The sequence below is a fragment of the Extibacter sp. GGCC_0201 genome (assembly GCF_017566055.1).
Taxonomy (GTDB): Bacteria; Bacillota; Clostridia; order Lachnospirales; family Lachnospiraceae; genus Extibacter.
Window position 1 is genome coordinate 1 of the sequence record NZ_JABFCH010000033.1, and the last position, 16,244, is coordinate 16,244.

Genomic DNA, 16,244 nt, shown 5'->3' on the forward strand with positions numbered 1-16,244 from the left:
AAAACGCCTGATTCAGGCGTTTTCAATAAAAAAAGAAGCTGTTCAGAAAAGTATAGTTTTCTTTCAATCACCACTTTTATAAATCTATTTTATAAATTTAATTTATATAATTATATAACAAAATGACATGATTGTGCAATATGCAATGTTACACAATATTTTTTTAGCAATTTCATGTAATTTGCATAATGTTATTTATTTAGCAAACTTATGGCTATTCCGCGATTTTAACTACTGCTTTCACTATCTCGCTCTTTTCGTTCACACTTCTGTCCATAGCCGTCTGTATGTCGTCAAAGTCGAAGATATGTGTGGCGATTCCCTTTAAATCCACCTTCCCCTGTGCCACCGCATCAATTGCCATCGGATAGATATGGCGGTAACGGAATACGGTCTTGAACGTAACTTCCTTGTCGAGGGCAAGGCTCATCATCATATTCATCATGCCTGTCTTGCCATATCCGACAAGTACGATGTTAGACCCTTTTCGTACTGCCTGGATGGCCTGGTTCGTCGTAATCTCTGTCCCCGCAGTCTCGATTGCCAGATCAAAGCCTTCTCCGTCTGTCAGCTCTCTTGCCATGGCCAGCACGTCATCTTCCTTCCCGTTGATAACGCCGTCAGCCCCGAGTTCCAGCGCTTTGTCAAGGCGCTTCTGCATCACGTCCACCACATACACTCTGGACACTCCGCATGCCTTTAATGCCATCATGGACACAAGGCCGATACAGCCTGCTCCGAATACGACCGCCGTCTGTCCTGCATGGGCATCTCCCTGCTTTGCCGCATGGAAACCTACTGCCAGCGGTTCGATCAGAGCACCTTCAAGCGTGCTGACATTCTCCGGCAGCTTAAAGCACAGATCTTCCGGATGCGCCACATATTCCTGGAACACGCCATCGACCGGAGGTGTCGCAAAGAACACCACATCCGGACAGAGGTTATACTTCCCTTCTCTGCAGAACCTGCATCTGCCGCATGTCTTTCCAGGCTCCAGCGCCACACGGTCCCCTGGTTTCAGATGGGTCACGTTCTTCCCTACCTCGACAACGGTTCCGCCCGGCTCATGTCCAAGGACAAATGGAGGCTCTACTATATAGTCCCCGATTCTTCCCATCTCGTAGTAATGCATATCGCTGCCGCAGATTCCTACATACTCTAGCTTCACAAGCACTTCATCCTCTTTAGCCTGCGGTATCGGGCGCTCCGTGTAGCTCATCTCGCCAATCCCATTCATTACTGCAACCTTCATCATTCCATCCATCTTCTTCTGCTCCTTTTCCTTATCTATATTGAATTTATAAAGTTTTCAATGTAATAGACCGCGGCCCCCAAAGCGGATGCAGCTTTTTGATATCTGCACGCACGGACGTAAGACCCGCCGCCCTCGAAGATATTCTTTTCCGCCACCCTTTTCTGCAGCTCCTTGATATATGGGCCGATCAAGCTCCCGACATAACCGCCGAGCACTATGTCACAGTCAAAGCACATCCTCAGGTTATCGACCGTGATAGCCAGGTCGTCCAGATAATCTTCCCACACTTTTACAAGCTCAAGATCTCCATCTTCCATCCTGTCAAAAAAGCGTTCCAGATATCCATCTGCGTATTCCGCCAGACAAAGCGCGGAACAGTATGCATCGACACAGCCCTTTTTGCCGCAGTAGCATGTCTTGCCTCCGGGATGTATGATCATATGCCCGAACTCTCCGCTATGCCAGTGCTTCCCGATATACATATTCTCGAACACGCTGCCCGGCTCCTCCTGCCCGTTCTCCTGGCGGAACACGACCGCGCCGCCCACCGTATTGCTCAGGGACAGGTATATCATGCTCTCCAGCTGCCTGTCCGCAATACACTCAGTCGCCGCCGCGGCATTTGCATCGTTAATCAGCACGCACGGATATGGAATATGGCGGGAGAACACCTCCCCGTCTATATCATACAGATCCAGCGCCCTCGAATAAGTGATGTGGTTCTCGGTGCTGTCCACGATGGAAGGGACCGATATCCCCACGCCTGCAATCTTATCCCGCACCGCTTTGTCCTCTCCGAGGAACTCTTCCAGCGCCGCTCCAAGCTGCTTGAAATACTCATCTTCATATGTAAAAGCTTTCCGCATTCTAATATGCTTCAGCACGGTCTCGGTCATATCCGTCAGGACCATCCCGATATGGTTCCGGGTTATCTCGATTCCCACTGCATATCTGGCATCCCTCACTGCTGCAAGCGCCTTTGCCTTCCTTCCGCCTGTCGATTCAAATTCTCCGGCTTCGCATATGACATGTGCCTCCCTCAGCTCTTTCACGATCTGCAGCACTGTAGGTCCGCTCATGTCAAGCGCGGCAGCAATATCCGGCATAGAAGTTCTGTTCTTACTGTTTATATAACGAAAAACGCGGTTCCGGTTCAGCTTTTTCACCTCTGAGTTGTTTGTTCTCTGTATCACCATCCACCCCTCCTTTTCACTATATTCTATTATACACGCCCTTTTCGTCAAAACTTTATTAAAGTATTTAATAAAGTCATTAATTAAGTATAATATTACCATTTTATGGGAAAAAGTCAACATATAATTTTCGACATAGCTAAAGAATTTGGTGAATTTGCCGGATAGCCCGGCATATCACCGGGCTATCGTTCCAGAATTTCCGCCACTTCAATCATTCCATGTGGCGTATCGATGGTTCTTCGTGGCCAGTCAGAAGACCTGGACAGTATCTTTATTCCATCAGACCCGAGATAGGTCGTCTCCTCGCACTTTGTACCGAGTATCGTGGGATTCCACGCGTAAGCCTGGCCTTCGTGGATAATCCGTTCATCGCCGGGAACCGGGATGAACTCCCTGCATGCATATCCGGTCGGCCCTCCCTGATGATGCATCTTCCACTCGCCGTCATACCCGGCCTCTGCGTATAATGCCTTCACATACTCAAAGTATTCTTTATAGGACATCCCGTCCTGCATCATCGTCTGCATACACGCAAAGATATGCTGCGTCTTTTCGTAACGCTCCTTTATCTCTGCCGGCACCGGAGCAAAATACACCATCCTCGTCAGGCTTGTGTTCAGGCCGTATATCTCGCCACCGAGGACGACCATCAGGCAATCCTCTATCTTCTTTCCGGTCGGTACCGGATGGCGGTATGACAGGATGCGCTCATCGGCACCAGCAAGTACACAATCCGGGCTTACTCCGTGCCGGATGCAGCGGCATCTGAGCAGATCCGCCACATCGTTTTCCGTCATGCCCGGCCTTGCATCCATGCAGACGCCTTCGACGATGTCCGCGCAGAGTCTGCCGGCCGTTTCATAGCGTCCCACTTCCTCTTCCGTAAGCCTCAGGCGTAGCTTTACCAGCTCTTCCTGTATATTTGCCGTACCCGCTGTACCTGTGTCTGAGGCAAACCGTCTCCCGCCTATGTAATCTCTTATCTGCTCTTCCACGGATACATGCCATGGCAGAAGTACCGGGGCAGCCCCGAGCGGATTCTGCTCCATGTCCATGCGGTGAAGGTCGCTGCTGTCCGCCAGCAGATCGATGCCGTCCCGTGTTATGGCATAGTAGGCTACGCCATTTTCGCTGTTGGACACCACATTGCTTTTGGCTCCTTTGCTGACCCAGGCATAGTTATCCCTCCGGTTCAGAAGTACACCGTCATACTCGTGCTCTTCCAGCCATTTCCTGATCCGTTCTACTGCCTCCATAGCTTCCCCCTCTTTATTCCATCTCATGGTTGATGCATACTTTGCCTGTCCTGCCAGTCGCAAATACTTCAAACGCTTTGTCTGTCTCCTTCAGCGGGAAGCGGTGGGTGATGATCTGGCTCGGATGGATCTTCTTCCTGTCGAGCAGTTCTACGAGCTTCTCCATATTACCTACCGATGTGACCCAGGAGCCGTGGAGCGTAAGATTCTTGTGCAGCAGAAGCGGGCTCGGCTCAAACGTCACGGTTCCCTGCTCTCCGAGAAATACGACGTTCCCCCACATCCTGGCCGCCTCCAGGCATCTGTGTCTTCCGATGCTGCTGCCGGAGCAGTCTACCGCCACCTCAACACCTTTGCCGCCGGTGAGCTTCATGATGTTTTCTACCACATCGTCATCACCCGGAAGGACTTCATCTGCCCCGATTGTCCTGGCCATCTCCATCCGTTCCTCCGAGATGTCTACGCCAATCGTCTGCGCCCCAAGTGCTTTGGCCAGAATAAGGGCTGCCTGGCCTACCGGACCAAGCCCCATGACAAGCACCCTGTCATTGCCGGATACATTGGCCCTTAAGAGTCCCTGGTAAGCGGTGCCAAATCCGCAAGCTATCATAGCACCGTCTTCATAAGTCAGGAAATCCGGCAGGTGGATGCAAGTGTCGGCATCTGCAACCATATATTCCGCCAGCGCGCCGTCCCTCTGCCAGCCATACGCTCTTCTCTCCGGCTGCTGGCAGTTGATATAGAAGCCTTTGCGGCACTCGTCACAGTATCCGCAGCCCTGGATGTGGTATACGACCACGCGGTCTCCTTCTTTAAAATCATCCACCTTGTCCCCGACGGCCACGACCTGCCCGCTCGGCTCATGTCCGGCGATGACATCATCGTATCTGGCGCCGCCGGTCTTGTCCGTGTGTTCAAAATAGATATACTTCAGGTCACTTCCACACAGGCTGGCAGCCTTCATCTTCAAAAGCACCTGCCCCGGACCCGGCTTTGGCACATCACATGTGACCGGCTGTACTTTAGCTCCGCCCGGAAGCTTCATCCCTGACATCTTAGCTGGAATCTTCTCACTCATCTTCGTTTCCTCCTGTTTTTGCATCGTCTGAAATCATTTTCTCACCGGAATTAGTTTAAGTTCTTATACGGATTATATCACCATTCTTACGCATGCAGAATTCCATATGTTATCTTTTGATGGACTATATTACACTTTTTAAGCATCAAAAAAAGAACCTGAATACACCTTTACCATGTATTACAGGTTCCTTGCTTTTACAGGTCTTATCCCTTCATCCCGGTATGCTCCGCCAGCACCCTGCATAGCTGGTCGATGTCCAGCGGCTTTTTGCATCATCCGGCAGGAAACGACACTGGTTTTCTTTTCTACCCTTAACTTGACAAAGTCCTTCTCACCCGTTTTTCTTCATTTCGCCCAAAGTGTAGCTATATCAAGTTTTTCAATGTTTCTTTGATTCGCCATCTTCTCGTAAAGCTCGATGGTCTCTTTCCTTTGATACCTTTTGCCATATCTGCGGCCTTTTACTTCCCGCTTCACCCTGTTCCACTCAAGCTTCAAGTATATTTGCGTATGTTGGATGAGCAGCTCCAGCAATGAATGAATACGTTCAAAGTCTGGTTTATCCTCCTGTAACTCATCCACGATATTTGCCATTATTTCTAATATGATTTCGTCTATTTGTCCCGAAAAGTTCAGCAGCAGCTTTAAGTATGCACTTATTTGATTCACCTTGCCTAATATGTCACGAATCTGAGCGGTATCCATTTCTTCCATGCTCTGGACTACAGAGACATATTCCGAGACCGTTTTCCTTACATTTTCAATCCATTCTACTCTTCTGTCTGTTATGTACTTTACTGCCACTTCTGCTTTCGCATTCCGGTTCTGAACATAATTCGTAATACAGCAGATAATAAAGGACACCAAGGCAGCAATAGCTGCAGCTCCAAATTATCAACAGATTAAGGCTGTCAATCACAATAGAAGTAATCCCCGTTTTTATAATCTCTCGGCGACATTCCCACCACTTTTTTAAATATCCTGGAAAAATAATACTGGTCTTCATATCCAAGTTCTGATGCCACCTCATAGATATACATGTCCGTTGCCTTCAGCAGCTTGCACGCCTCCTGCATCTTCAGATGGATGAAGAATTCCACCGGCGAATGTCCTGTCTGCGTCTTGAATATCGTATTCAGATAACTTTTGGACAACTGCACTTCTTCGGATATCTCTTCCAGCGTCAGGCTCCTTCTCAGATTCTGGTACATGAACCGGATAACCATCGTAACATGCCGGTCCTGCACCGTACTCTCATCCGTCTTTTCCCTGTAATATATCTCAGACAGTATCAGGGACAGCACCTGTGAGATATAGATGAAGTTGCCAATCGTATAATTGCGCTCCAGTACACGGAACAGCAGCTTGAACAGAACCATCATACGGTTGTCGCTCTGTCTGGAATTCATATGTACGATCCGGCATTCCTCCAGGGGATAATATCCTGAATCCTCTCCCTTGAAGTGGGCCCACAGTATGCTCCACGGATCTTCCTGGTCTGCATAATATCTGTGCCGCCTGCCCTTAGGGATGCAGAATGCGTCCGAATGGCCGATATGGTACACCTGGTCTTCCACCTCTATTATCCCTTTGCCTTCCGTACAATAGATGAGGATATACTGTTCCGCCCCATCCTCACGTTCCCGGTAATGGGCCCGCGCCCTCGGAAAGAATCCCACATCCGTCGGATATATCGTGCGCACGAGCGGATGCGCCGCATAATCCGCAAAAGATTCGGTCGGAATGATAATATACTTTTCATCTTTAAATCCATCTGCTTTGCCGGATATATCGTTCATCCTGTCCTGCAACCTCCTCATTTACACATAGCTTTTGCCATATTCTTTGGCTCCATTATATTCTTCCGGCACAATATTGTCCATCTTTTTATCATTTATGTCATTTTAACACGCAGCACGTTATGATACTCTGGATACAGCGATACACAAGGAACATGCAGCCTGCGGCTGATATATAGGAAAGGAGAATTTAATATGAAGTTTGACAAGGTCCACGTATGGGAAGAGACGGTGACAATTCCCACCTACAAAGTATACCCGGCAGAGAAAAGTCCATTATTTATTGAAAACCGAGCTTACCAGGGAAGTACGGGTAAGGTCTATCCCCTCCCGGTGACGGAAAAGATATCTGACGAAAAGGAGGATGTGGCATACCGGGCCGTCTATCTGGAGAACGATTATCTGCTCGTCATGGTACTTCCTGAGCTTGGAGGCCGTATCCAGCGCGCTCTGGACAAGACGAACAACTATGACTTCGTATATTATAACCATGTGATCAAGCCGGCCCTTGTGGGGCTGACCGGACCATGGATATCCGGAGGCATCGAGTTCAACTGGCCGCAGCACCACCGCCCTACTACCTATTCTCCTACAGACTGCCACTGGGAAGAAAATGCCGACGGTTCTTCTACTGTATATGTAAGCGAGATAGACAAGATGTACGGGACAAAGGGAATGGCCTCATTTACGCTTCGTCCCGGCAAGGCTTATATCGAGATCAAGGGCCGCCTGTTCAACCGGACAGATACGCCCCAGACCTTTCTCTGGTGGGCCAATCCGGCGGTACCTGTGAATGACTATACATACTCTGTATTCCCCCCGGACGTCCATGCCGTCATGGACCATGGCAAGCGTGCGGTATCCACCTTCCCTGTCGCGACCGGCGAATACTATAAATACGACTATTCTGAGGGAATCGACATCTCTTGCTACCGCAATATAAAGGTTCCTACTTCTTATATGGCAGCACATTCCGATTATGATTTTATCGGAAACTTTGACGAACAGGTGGATGCCGGCCTGCTTCACGTAGCCGACCACCACATATCCCCAGGTAAGAAGCAGTGGACATGGGGCAACAGCGACTTCGGCCAGGCATGGGACCGCAGCCTGACAGAGACCGACGGGCCTTATATTGAATTGATGACAGGTGTCTACGCCGACAACCAGCCTGATTTCACCTGGCTGAAGCCATATGAAGAGAAGACATTTACCCAGTATTTCATGCCTTACAAGCATGTGGGACGCGTAAAGAATGCCACAAAAGACGCAGCGGTCAGCATCGATCTCGATAACGGCAAATGCCTGCTCAAAGCCTACACTTCAGGAACCTTTGAGAATGCCGTAGTCTCTGTTAAGAAGGGAGAGGAGACTCTTTTTAGCGACAGGGCGGATTTCACTCCGGCACAGTATTATGACGCAGCCTTTGACACCGCTCTTAAGAGCCTCGAAGGAGTAGCCGTAACCTTGTCTGATGCGGAAGGCTATGCGCTCGTCTCCTATACCCACGAAGCGCAGGAGCTGGAGCCGACGCCGGAGCCGGCAGAGCCTCTTCTTGCACCGGAAGAGCTTAAGACTACGGAGGAGCTATATCTGGGCGCGCTCCATCTCGAACAGTACCGCCACGCCACGCTCGACCCGGAGGCTTATTATGCAGAGGGGCTGAGGCGCGATCCGTCTGATATACGTCTGAACAATGGGTATGGGCTTCTACAGTACAGACGTGGCAACTTCAAGGCAAGTACCGGTTACTTTAAGAAGGCAATCGAGAAGCAGACGTGGAAGAACCCGAATCCATACTATGGCGAGAGCTATTTCAACCTCGGCCTGGCACTTGTCATGACCGGCGACGTGCAGGCGGCTTATGATGCTTTCTACAAATCCACGTGGAGCTATGAGACACAAGGAGCCGGTTATTACTGGCTGGCTTGCCTCTCCTGCCGCAAGGGCGAGTACCGTCAGGCGCTTGAATTTATTGATAATTCTCTCATACGAGGCTGGCACAATATGAAAGCACGTACATTGAAGGCCGCAATCCTTCGTACGTTGTCTGAAGACAATGAGGCACTGATTTCCGAGAGCCGTTCTATCGACCCGCTGGACATGGGAACACTGTACGAATGTGCGCTGCAATGTAATGACTTAACCGAATGGAAGTCTAAGATGCGCGAACCTGCCCATAACTATCTGGAACTGGCGCTCGATTATATGAAAGCCGGACTCTATGAAGATGCCCTGGACATACTGGACTCCTGCGCCGACAGCTCACCGATGCTTCATTATTATAAGGGGTACATCTATGAACTGAAGGGAGAGATGGGCGAGGCCGCAAGGATGCATCAGCTCGGCGAAGCTGCCGATTCCAGCTACTGCTTCCCGAACCGCCCTGAGGAAGTGCTTATACTGGAAAGCGCCGTCCGCCTGCTTGAGGATGCGCCTTTTGCCCACTATTACCTTGGATGCCTCCTGTATGACAAGAAGCAGTACGAGAAAGCGGTAAGCCATTGGGAATCTGCTGCCGAAAAGGCGCCAGGCTTCGGCATGAACTGGCGGAACCTTGCAATCGCATATTACAACAGGCAGAAAGATATTGGGAAAGCACTGGAATGTATGGCGAAAGCATGCTCACTAGATCCTTCCAGCTCCCGCTTCCTTCTGGAATATGACCAGCTTCAGGCAAGGGCCGGGGTCTCCGCCAAAGACCGGCTTGCGCTCCTTGATGCCCACCTTGAGCTTGTGGAATGCCGTGACGCGCTTTATGTGGAATATATCACGCTGCTAAACAATACTGGCCAGTACGATAAGGCGCTCGACTGCCTGAACGGCCACCGGTTCCATCCGTGGGAAGGCGGAGAAGGCAAGGTCAGCACCCAGTACCGCTACGCGCTGACGCAGAAGGCGCTTAGGCTTCTGGCCGATGCTTCTTATGACGAGGCAATCTGCCTGCTGGATGCGACGAAAGCATATCCCGAGAACCTGGGAGAAGGGAAACTTCCCAACGTCCAGGATAACATGGCAGACTATTATCTCGGCATGGCTTATAAGGCGAAGGGTGACAGCACGACCGCCCGTTCATTCTTCGAGAAAGCGTCCACGGGCCTGGAGGAGCCGTCCAGCGTGCTGTATTATAATGACCAGCCCTCCGACACGATCCTCTATCAGGGACTGGCCAACGAGGAGCTTGGCAACAGGGCTGCCGCAAGGAAGTGCTATCATCAGCTCCTGGCATTTGGCGAAAAGCACATATTCGACAACGTGACTTATGATTATTTTGCCGTGTCGCTTCCGGAAATAGAAGTATTCCCGGAAAACATCAAAGAACGCAACGATATATACTGCCAGTATCTCATGGCACTTGGAAACATCGGCCTGGGAGAAAAGGAAAAAGCAGCAGAAATTCTACATAAAATACTGGCTGCGAAACCAGATTATCAAGGAGCCGTATGCCATCTGCCTCTGGCGGAATAAAAACAAAACGCGGTTGGGGACGGGGTTTTTTGAAAAAAACCCCGTCCCCGATTCGTTTTAGGGTGTCCCCTCATGCTATCACGAGTGGCACGTCTAGTTCTTTTGCTATTTTTATGTTCTCTTTTGCTACTTCGTCATCTGTGATTATCAGATGTACGTCTGTAATCGGGCAGATTACGGACAGGTAGCCGCCGCCGAACTTGCTGCTGTCCGCAAGTACGTATACTTCTTTTGCCGCTTTGAGGATCGCATGCTTCACCTGCATCTGCGGCGTGGCTATAGAAGTAAGCCCCACCTCAAAATTGATGCCGTGTACTCCGATAAATGCCTTGTCCACATGGAAGCTGCGCATGTTCTCCAGCGCCGCATCGCCCATGGTAGCGGCGAGATGCCCCCCCACATGACCGCCTACCATATACAGTTCGACATGCTTTGCGCCTGCCAGCTCATTGCCCACAAGGAGGGAATTGGTGACGACAGCTACGCGCTTTTCGGGATGGTTTTTAATATGGACCGCGAGATAAAAGCTGCTGGATGCGTCATCAATGATTATCGTGTCCCTGTCTTCGATATACTCATATGCACAGGACGCAATCTTCTTTTTCCTGTCCGTATGCCGGTATATGCTTTCTGCCGAGTATTTACGCACCGGACTTTCCTCCCGCTTTATCGCGCCCCCGTGAACTCTCTGCAGCAGACCTTCCATATCCATATTCTTGATGTCGTTTCGGATCGTCACCTCTGAACAGCCCAGTTCTCTGCTCAGATCTGCAACCCGAACCCTTCCTCTTTCGTCCAGTTCTCTCAGTATCGTACGCCTGCGTTCTTCCATTCTACTACCCTCTGTCTCTATTATTGATTCTCTATCTCAGCCTTACCTTCTGTGGATCGATATGCTGTGCTATCATCTTCATGACAGCCACGAAGCGGCTGCCGAAAGCCTGCTTCGGGATGATAAATGCATGGTCTTTTCCATAATATATCCCAATCGTCTTCGGAGTCGTCGCCACACGCTCAATCATTTCCCAGGCCACCTCTTCCGCTTTATCTCCACGCACGGCAGTTATCCCATGCTCGTTAAATGTATATTCCCATTCTGTCTGGTATTCCTCGTTAAGTTCCATCTGCTTTTTAGCCCTGTGCTTCAGCTGAAGCGGGGTAAATGCGATAAATACTGCGGCAGCGGCAAGGTAAAACACGAGATATACCGGCTTTATCCTTCCCATAGCCAGCAGGATAATCCCCATGATTCCAACGGCTGCCCCCAGGACATTCGTCAGAAAACCGGTAAATTTAGAGTATGTATGGTATAAAAGAAAATCAAACAATGCCTCTTTCGTCATCTGTACCGACAGTTTCTCTTCCATGATCGCGCTCCTTATAATAAAGTCCTCTCATACATTACGAAATCATTGTAACATATTAGAGGACTTTTTTCACTTGCCTGTAATGAATTATGTATACTTATCGAACTGCTAATGTTCAATATGGTTTACTTATTGAACTGCTAATGTTCAATATGGTTTACTTATTGAACTGCTAATGTTCAATAAGGTACGGTTAATCTACATTTCTGACGGCGCCGCTTCACCTGTGACCTTGTAGTGTGCCCATCCTTCCGGCGAGTAGATACCCTTCTGCTTCTTCTGCATCATCTTGTCAAAGAATGCCACGATGAACGGACAGAGGAACAATGTGATGATGGAAGCCGTAGCGCACTGTGCCGTGGCCATCTCTGTGTACTGGGCCATCGATGGGTCGGCCTCGGCTACAGCGGCCGGTGTCATCGCTGAGTTGAGCGCTGTCGTACCTACAGCAGCTCCCATGGCGTTTCTTTCCTTCTTCGGAAGCAGCAGGTTGAACAGGAAGAAGAATACTACTGCAAGCACTGCTGATATGAGTCCGAGCACGATACCTGCCGCACCTGCTGTCACGATGGTCTTGACATCCGTCTTGGCGCCGATGGAAATCGTCATGAAGAAGGTTACGATCGGCTGTGCGGTCGCACATGCTTTACGGAATCCTGCATCCAGGTTGCCCCAGATAAATCCTATCAGAATCGGCACCAGTGTGGCAATCAGAGAGTTGATCGGAATAGAGGCAAGCCCTGTAGCTCCAAGTGCAACAAGCGTAAAGAAAGGTCCGTCGTTCAATGACAGGATAGAGATTGCACCCGTATCCGTAGCATTGCCAAACTGTGAGGACAGTGATATGTACAGGGAACCGTTAGAGTTGGTAATAGCCGCAATCATAACGAACGGCGTAATGCCGAGGAATCCGTCCGGACCGCAGATTCTTCCGACGAGGAGTCCGAACAGCACACCAAGCACGAACTTCAAGCCGGTAAGCGTAACACCCTTGTATAAAGGCATGCCTACCTGTTTAATATTGATGGTGGAACCGCATACGATGAGGAAAAATCCCATCATCGCTGAATTCCCTTCATAGAATAATGCCGTTACATAGCCACCTATCTGGAAAGCCTGCGGCACAAATGTCGCTATAAGCACTGCGATTACAAGCGGTATGATTACGAGCCCGCCCGGCAGCTTTTTCATCTTGTTCAAAAGGTCAAGATCTTTCGTCTTCTTTACTTCTGTTTTCTGTTCTCCCATTTTCTCACTTCCTCCAATATTCTTATTGTCTCGCTGATTCACGGAACAGCCGGCTCACTATGTCACAAGCCGTGTTGTCATTGCCAGTCAGGCCACCTTTGCCTACTACCGGCAGTCCGTCGTAGCTTCCCACAAGACGGCCAACGTCCGTCTGCGGTATTACATAATCCATTACTTCTATGCACTCGACACCAAGCTGGTAACATACGTTGACCATCGTATCACCGCCTGTTGTGTAAAGTCCCGCTATCTTTTCTCTTCCGATCTGCTCGAGCACCTGTGAAATAATCGTGCCTAAGCCGGCATTTATCCTGTCTGCGCTCATGCCGCCGGCATAATGCCTCTTGTTATCTTCTTCATCTAGGTTCAGCAGTTCGCCGTGCAGGGCAGTCTCAAAGAGGATTGCTCTTGGCTGGCTGCCAGATTCCAGCAGTTCCACTGCTTTATGTACCGCCTTGAACGCCTCATCCATGGCAGCATCCCCACCTTCGATAAGAGGAACCGGATCTACGCTGATACGGACATGGCGGTCATCTTCACAGAGCACTTCCATCTGCCTCTTCGTGACAGGTGTCGCACTGCCTGCAGCGATGAGCACCGTCTTTCCTGCTTCATCTGCTTCCGGCGGAACATTCGGCTCTTCCGTTCCAATCAGCCCTCGGTGATAGGCAAGCTTTGACGTGAACGGTCCCGGGTCTACGGATACTACGTTCCAACGAAGTTCGATGCAGGCTTTTGCTATCTCCTCTACATCCTCCAGGGTTATCGCATCTACTACGATAACGCTGCATCCTGCACTGCGCTCTGCTTCCAGCGCTTCTCTGACAGCGTCCGCCCCCCTCAGGACCTTGTCGAGAGCCACGAGCCCCACCTGACGTTTCGTCTGCGAGGAGAGCAGCCTCGGTATATAGTTCTCCTTGACCGGAGTACGCACATCCTGCGCAACCGGAGTATTGATAAGCGCCACGCCGTCGATGACAGAATAGCCGCCCACCAGTATCCTTCTTGACTGTGGCATTGCAGGCACGACTACCGCCACGGCGTCTTCCCCGACCATATCCAGCATCGCGTCAACTTCGATTCCTACTCCGCCGCGAAGTGTCGTATCGATACGTTTTGTGAAATGTCTGACGCCCATCCGCTTCAGCGCCTGCGTCGCAGACTTTACCTTTTCGTAAGCTTCATTTGCCGGAAGTGCCCTGCTGTTGCTGCTGATCAGCACTGCATCCAGCGCATCCAGACCTTCTGCTTTTTCCGCCGCTTCCTCATTAAAAAATACCGCCGTCCTCGCTTTTGACCTTGCCAGCAGCACGCCTGTCGTGGTGGCTCCTGTCAAATCATCCGCTACTGCACCGATTAAAGGCATCTTTATCCCTCTCTTTCTATAATCACAGTCTCTTAGTTCTCTTCTCTTTCATGCTGTTTTGCGGCATATTCGGCAACTACCTTTGTAGATTCGATAAGGCTTATGGAGCCGGCGATGCCTTTTCCCGCGATATCAAATGCTGTCCCGTGATCTACAGAGCCTCTGATAAACGGGAGGCCGAATGTAAGCGTAACTGATTTTTCAAAATCCAGCGTCTTGCAGGCGATGTGGCCCTGATCATGGTACAGAGAAAGGATCGCATCATATTTCCCTGACTTGCCGATGTGGAATACGGAATCTGCCGGGCATGGTCCCACTGCGTTGATGCCCCTTTCCTTCGCCGCTTCTACTGCCGGTCCGATATCTGTCAGTTCCTCTGTTCCGAACAGTCCGTTATCTCCATTGTGGGGATTCAGGCCTGCCACTGCGATATGTGGATGCTCGATTCCGACCTTGCGCAGTTCTTTATCGATATTAATTACATTGTCAAGAATAACGTCCTTGGTTGCATAGTGGCATGCGTCTACAAGAGACATGTGGCGGCTTACAAAGAATACTCTCAGCTTATGGCAGGAGAACATGGTCAGTGCATACGGTGAATTGGTAACATTCTGATAGATCTCCGTATGTCCGGGCTCTTTTACGCCGACAAGCTTGATTGCCCCTTTGTGGATCGGCGAGGTAGAGACGGCGTCGATCTTCTTAGCCATTCCTAATTCAATAGATTTCATAATCCAGTCAATTGCCATCTGTCCCGCAAGCTTCTGTTCTTTGCCCCATTCGATGGAGTCCGTGTCATAATCCCCTGTCTCCATGATATCTACGGTGCCATATTCATATTTTGCTTCTGAAGGTTCTGTTATTAGATTGTAATTAAGCTCCTTGCCAAGCACCTTCGCCGCCTTTTCCATGATTGCCTTGCTTCCGATTACAAATGGCTTGCAGCACTCATGGATTTCCTTATCTAATATCGTGCCAACTACTATCTCCGGTCCGATACCTGCAGGGTCTCCCATGGTAATTGCTGTCACTGGTCTGAATTTTTCACTCATCTTCTCTCCATCCTTTCGTTTACTTTCGTTTATGTTTCCGTTTTTGTTTTCGTTTTTCTTTATTTGTAGTTTCATTTTATATGTATCTCTTTCATTATGCAACCGTTTTTTGTAATTTCAGTACAATTACATATTTCTATTATTCTTGTTTTGTGCATTTTAACCTGTTTTTTCATTGCTTTCTTTCGTTTTGTTTCGTTTTTTCGTTTTGTTAATATTTTCACGTTTTTGAAGTTGCGTTTTGACCGCTTATCATATATAATAGATTCAGATTATAAACAGAATCAACAGCAGATTACCATGAGGAGGCAACTATGCAGAAAAAATTGTATTTTGGAAGTAACTTGAAGATGTACAAGAACATACACGATACCGTGGAATACCTTCAGAATCTTGTAGGGTACACGAAGGATTTAAGCCGCGACGAAATTGAACTTTTTATCATACCTTCCTACACGACTCTGGAAAGCGCTGCGAAAAACGTAGACCGTACATATGTAAAGATTGGGGCACAGAACATGTGTTGGGAAGATGAAGGGCAGTTCACCGGAGAAATCTCACCTCTCATGCTGAAGGAAATCGGGATTGACCTTGTCATGATCGGACATTCCGAGAGAAGGCACGTATTCGGGGAGACCGATATCGAAGAAAACAAGAAGGTAAAGGCAGCGCTCAATCATGGCTTTACGACTTTGCTCTGCATCGGAGAGACGGCGGAAGAAAAGAGCTACGGCATCAGCCCAGAGGTTCTACGTACACAGCTCAAAATCGGTTTCCACGACATACCGGTATCACAGATTCCGAATATCTGGGTGGCATATGAACCGGTGTGGTCCATCGGCGTTAACGGAACGCCCGCGACAGCAGACTACGCAGAAGAGATGCACAAAGTCATCAAGCAGACTTTGCTGGACATCTTCGGGGATGCCGGAGCGGACATCCCTGTGCTCTACGGCGGGAGCGTCAATCCGGGCAACGCCAGCGAGCTCATCGTACAGCCGTCCATCGACGGGCTGTTCACCGGAAGGGCCGCATGGCAGGCAGATAAATTCGACAAGTTGATCCGCGATGCAAAAACAGCCTTTGAGTCTAAGTAAAAGGGACACCCTGAAAGGAATTGGGGACGGAGGAAATCTAGATTTCCTCCGTCCCCAAT

At 49.5% G+C, this 16,244-nt stretch carries 13 protein-coding genes; 2 read left to right on the forward strand and 11 right to left on the reverse strand.

Translation table 11 applies throughout. The features are described from left to right. Positions 1-214 precede the first annotated feature (214 nt). The 6 genes from HJV72_RS17215 to HJV72_RS17240 all read right to left on the reverse strand — a co-directional run bounded on the left by HJV72_RS17215 (position 215) and on the right by HJV72_RS17240 (position 6,587). A complete protein-coding gene (locus tag HJV72_RS17215; RefSeq protein ID WP_208072877.1) occupies positions 215-1,264 on the reverse strand; it encodes an NAD(P)-dependent alcohol dehydrogenase in 1,050 nt (349 codons plus the stop codon). A 23-nt stretch (positions 1,265-1,287) separates the two neighbouring features. Then, complete coding sequence (locus HJV72_RS17220) at positions 1,288-2,451, reverse strand: ROK family transcriptional regulator (RefSeq protein WP_243765689.1); 1,164 nt, start codon at positions 2,449-2,451, stop codon at positions 1,288-1,290. Between the two features lie 182 nt (positions 2,452-2,633). Next, positions 2,634-3,779: a M24 family metallopeptidase gene (locus HJV72_RS17225; RefSeq protein WP_243765690.1), complete on the reverse strand. Its 1,146-nt coding sequence runs from the start codon at positions 3,777-3,779 to the stop codon at positions 2,634-2,636. After that, positions 3,721-4,785 carry a zinc-dependent alcohol dehydrogenase family protein gene (locus tag HJV72_RS17230; RefSeq protein ID WP_208072879.1) on the reverse strand — a complete coding sequence of 355 codons (1,065 nt, stop codon included), beginning with the start codon at positions 4,783-4,785 and terminating at the stop codon, positions 3,721-3,723. Before HJV72_RS17230 ends, HJV72_RS17225 begins: the two co-directional genes overlap by 59 nt. 348 nt (positions 4,786-5,133) lie before the next feature. Further along, entirely contained in the window at positions 5,134-5,592 is a 459-nt protein-coding gene (locus HJV72_RS17235) for a hypothetical protein (protein WP_208072881.1), read from the reverse strand. Between the two features lie 107 nt (positions 5,593-5,699). Continuing rightward, positions 5,700-6,587, reverse strand: coding sequence for an AraC family transcriptional regulator (locus tag HJV72_RS17240; RefSeq protein WP_066580104.1), 888 nt, complete (start codon positions 6,585-6,587; stop codon positions 5,700-5,702). A 195-nt stretch (positions 6,588-6,782) separates the two neighbouring features. On the opposite strand from HJV72_RS17240, the gene HJV72_RS17245 reads away from it, so the two are divergent. Further along, the gene (locus tag HJV72_RS17245) at positions 6,783-10,055 is read left to right on the forward strand and encodes a DUF5107 domain-containing protein (RefSeq protein WP_208072883.1); all 3,273 of its coding nucleotides are present in this window, start codon (positions 6,783-6,785) and stop codon (positions 10,053-10,055) included. Positions 10,056-10,125: 70 nt separating this feature from the next. On the opposite strand, the gene HJV72_RS17250 is transcribed toward HJV72_RS17245, so the two are convergent. The 5 genes from HJV72_RS17250 to pdxA form a co-directional block, all read right to left on the reverse strand. Further along, positions 10,126-10,887 carry a DeoR/GlpR family DNA-binding transcription regulator gene (locus HJV72_RS17250; RefSeq protein ID WP_066580108.1) on the reverse strand — a complete coding sequence of 254 codons (762 nt, stop codon included), beginning with the start codon at positions 10,885-10,887 and terminating at the stop codon, positions 10,126-10,128. Positions 10,888-10,918: 31 nt separating this feature from the next. Further along, positions 10,919-11,422, reverse strand: a complete 504-nt coding sequence (locus HJV72_RS17255; protein WP_066580109.1) for a YcxB family protein — start codon at positions 11,420-11,422, stop codon at positions 10,919-10,921. A 198-nt stretch (positions 11,423-11,620) separates the two neighbouring features. Beyond that, positions 11,621-12,670 (reverse strand): 2-keto-3-deoxygluconate permease, encoded by a 1,050-nt coding sequence (locus HJV72_RS17260; RefSeq protein ID WP_066580111.1) that lies wholly within the window; start codon positions 12,668-12,670, stop codon positions 11,621-11,623. Positions 12,671-12,692: 22 nt separating this feature from the next. Further along, positions 12,693-14,036, reverse strand: a complete 1,344-nt coding sequence (locus HJV72_RS17265) for a four-carbon acid sugar kinase family protein (protein ID WP_117772307.1) — start codon at positions 14,034-14,036, stop codon at positions 12,693-12,695. A gap of 32 nt (positions 14,037-14,068) precedes the next feature. Then, positions 14,069-15,088: a 4-hydroxythreonine-4-phosphate dehydrogenase PdxA gene (pdxA, locus tag HJV72_RS17270; protein WP_208072885.1), complete on the reverse strand. Its 1,020-nt coding sequence runs from the start codon at positions 15,086-15,088 to the stop codon at positions 14,069-14,071. Between the two features lie 314 nt (positions 15,089-15,402). On the opposite strand from pdxA, the gene tpiA reads away from it, so the two are divergent. Further along, positions 15,403-16,185 carry a triose-phosphate isomerase gene (gene tpiA / locus HJV72_RS17275; protein ID WP_117772308.1) on the forward strand — a complete coding sequence of 261 codons (783 nt, stop codon included), beginning with the start codon at positions 15,403-15,405 and terminating at the stop codon, positions 16,183-16,185. The last annotated feature ends 59 nt before the right edge of the window (positions 16,186-16,244 follow it).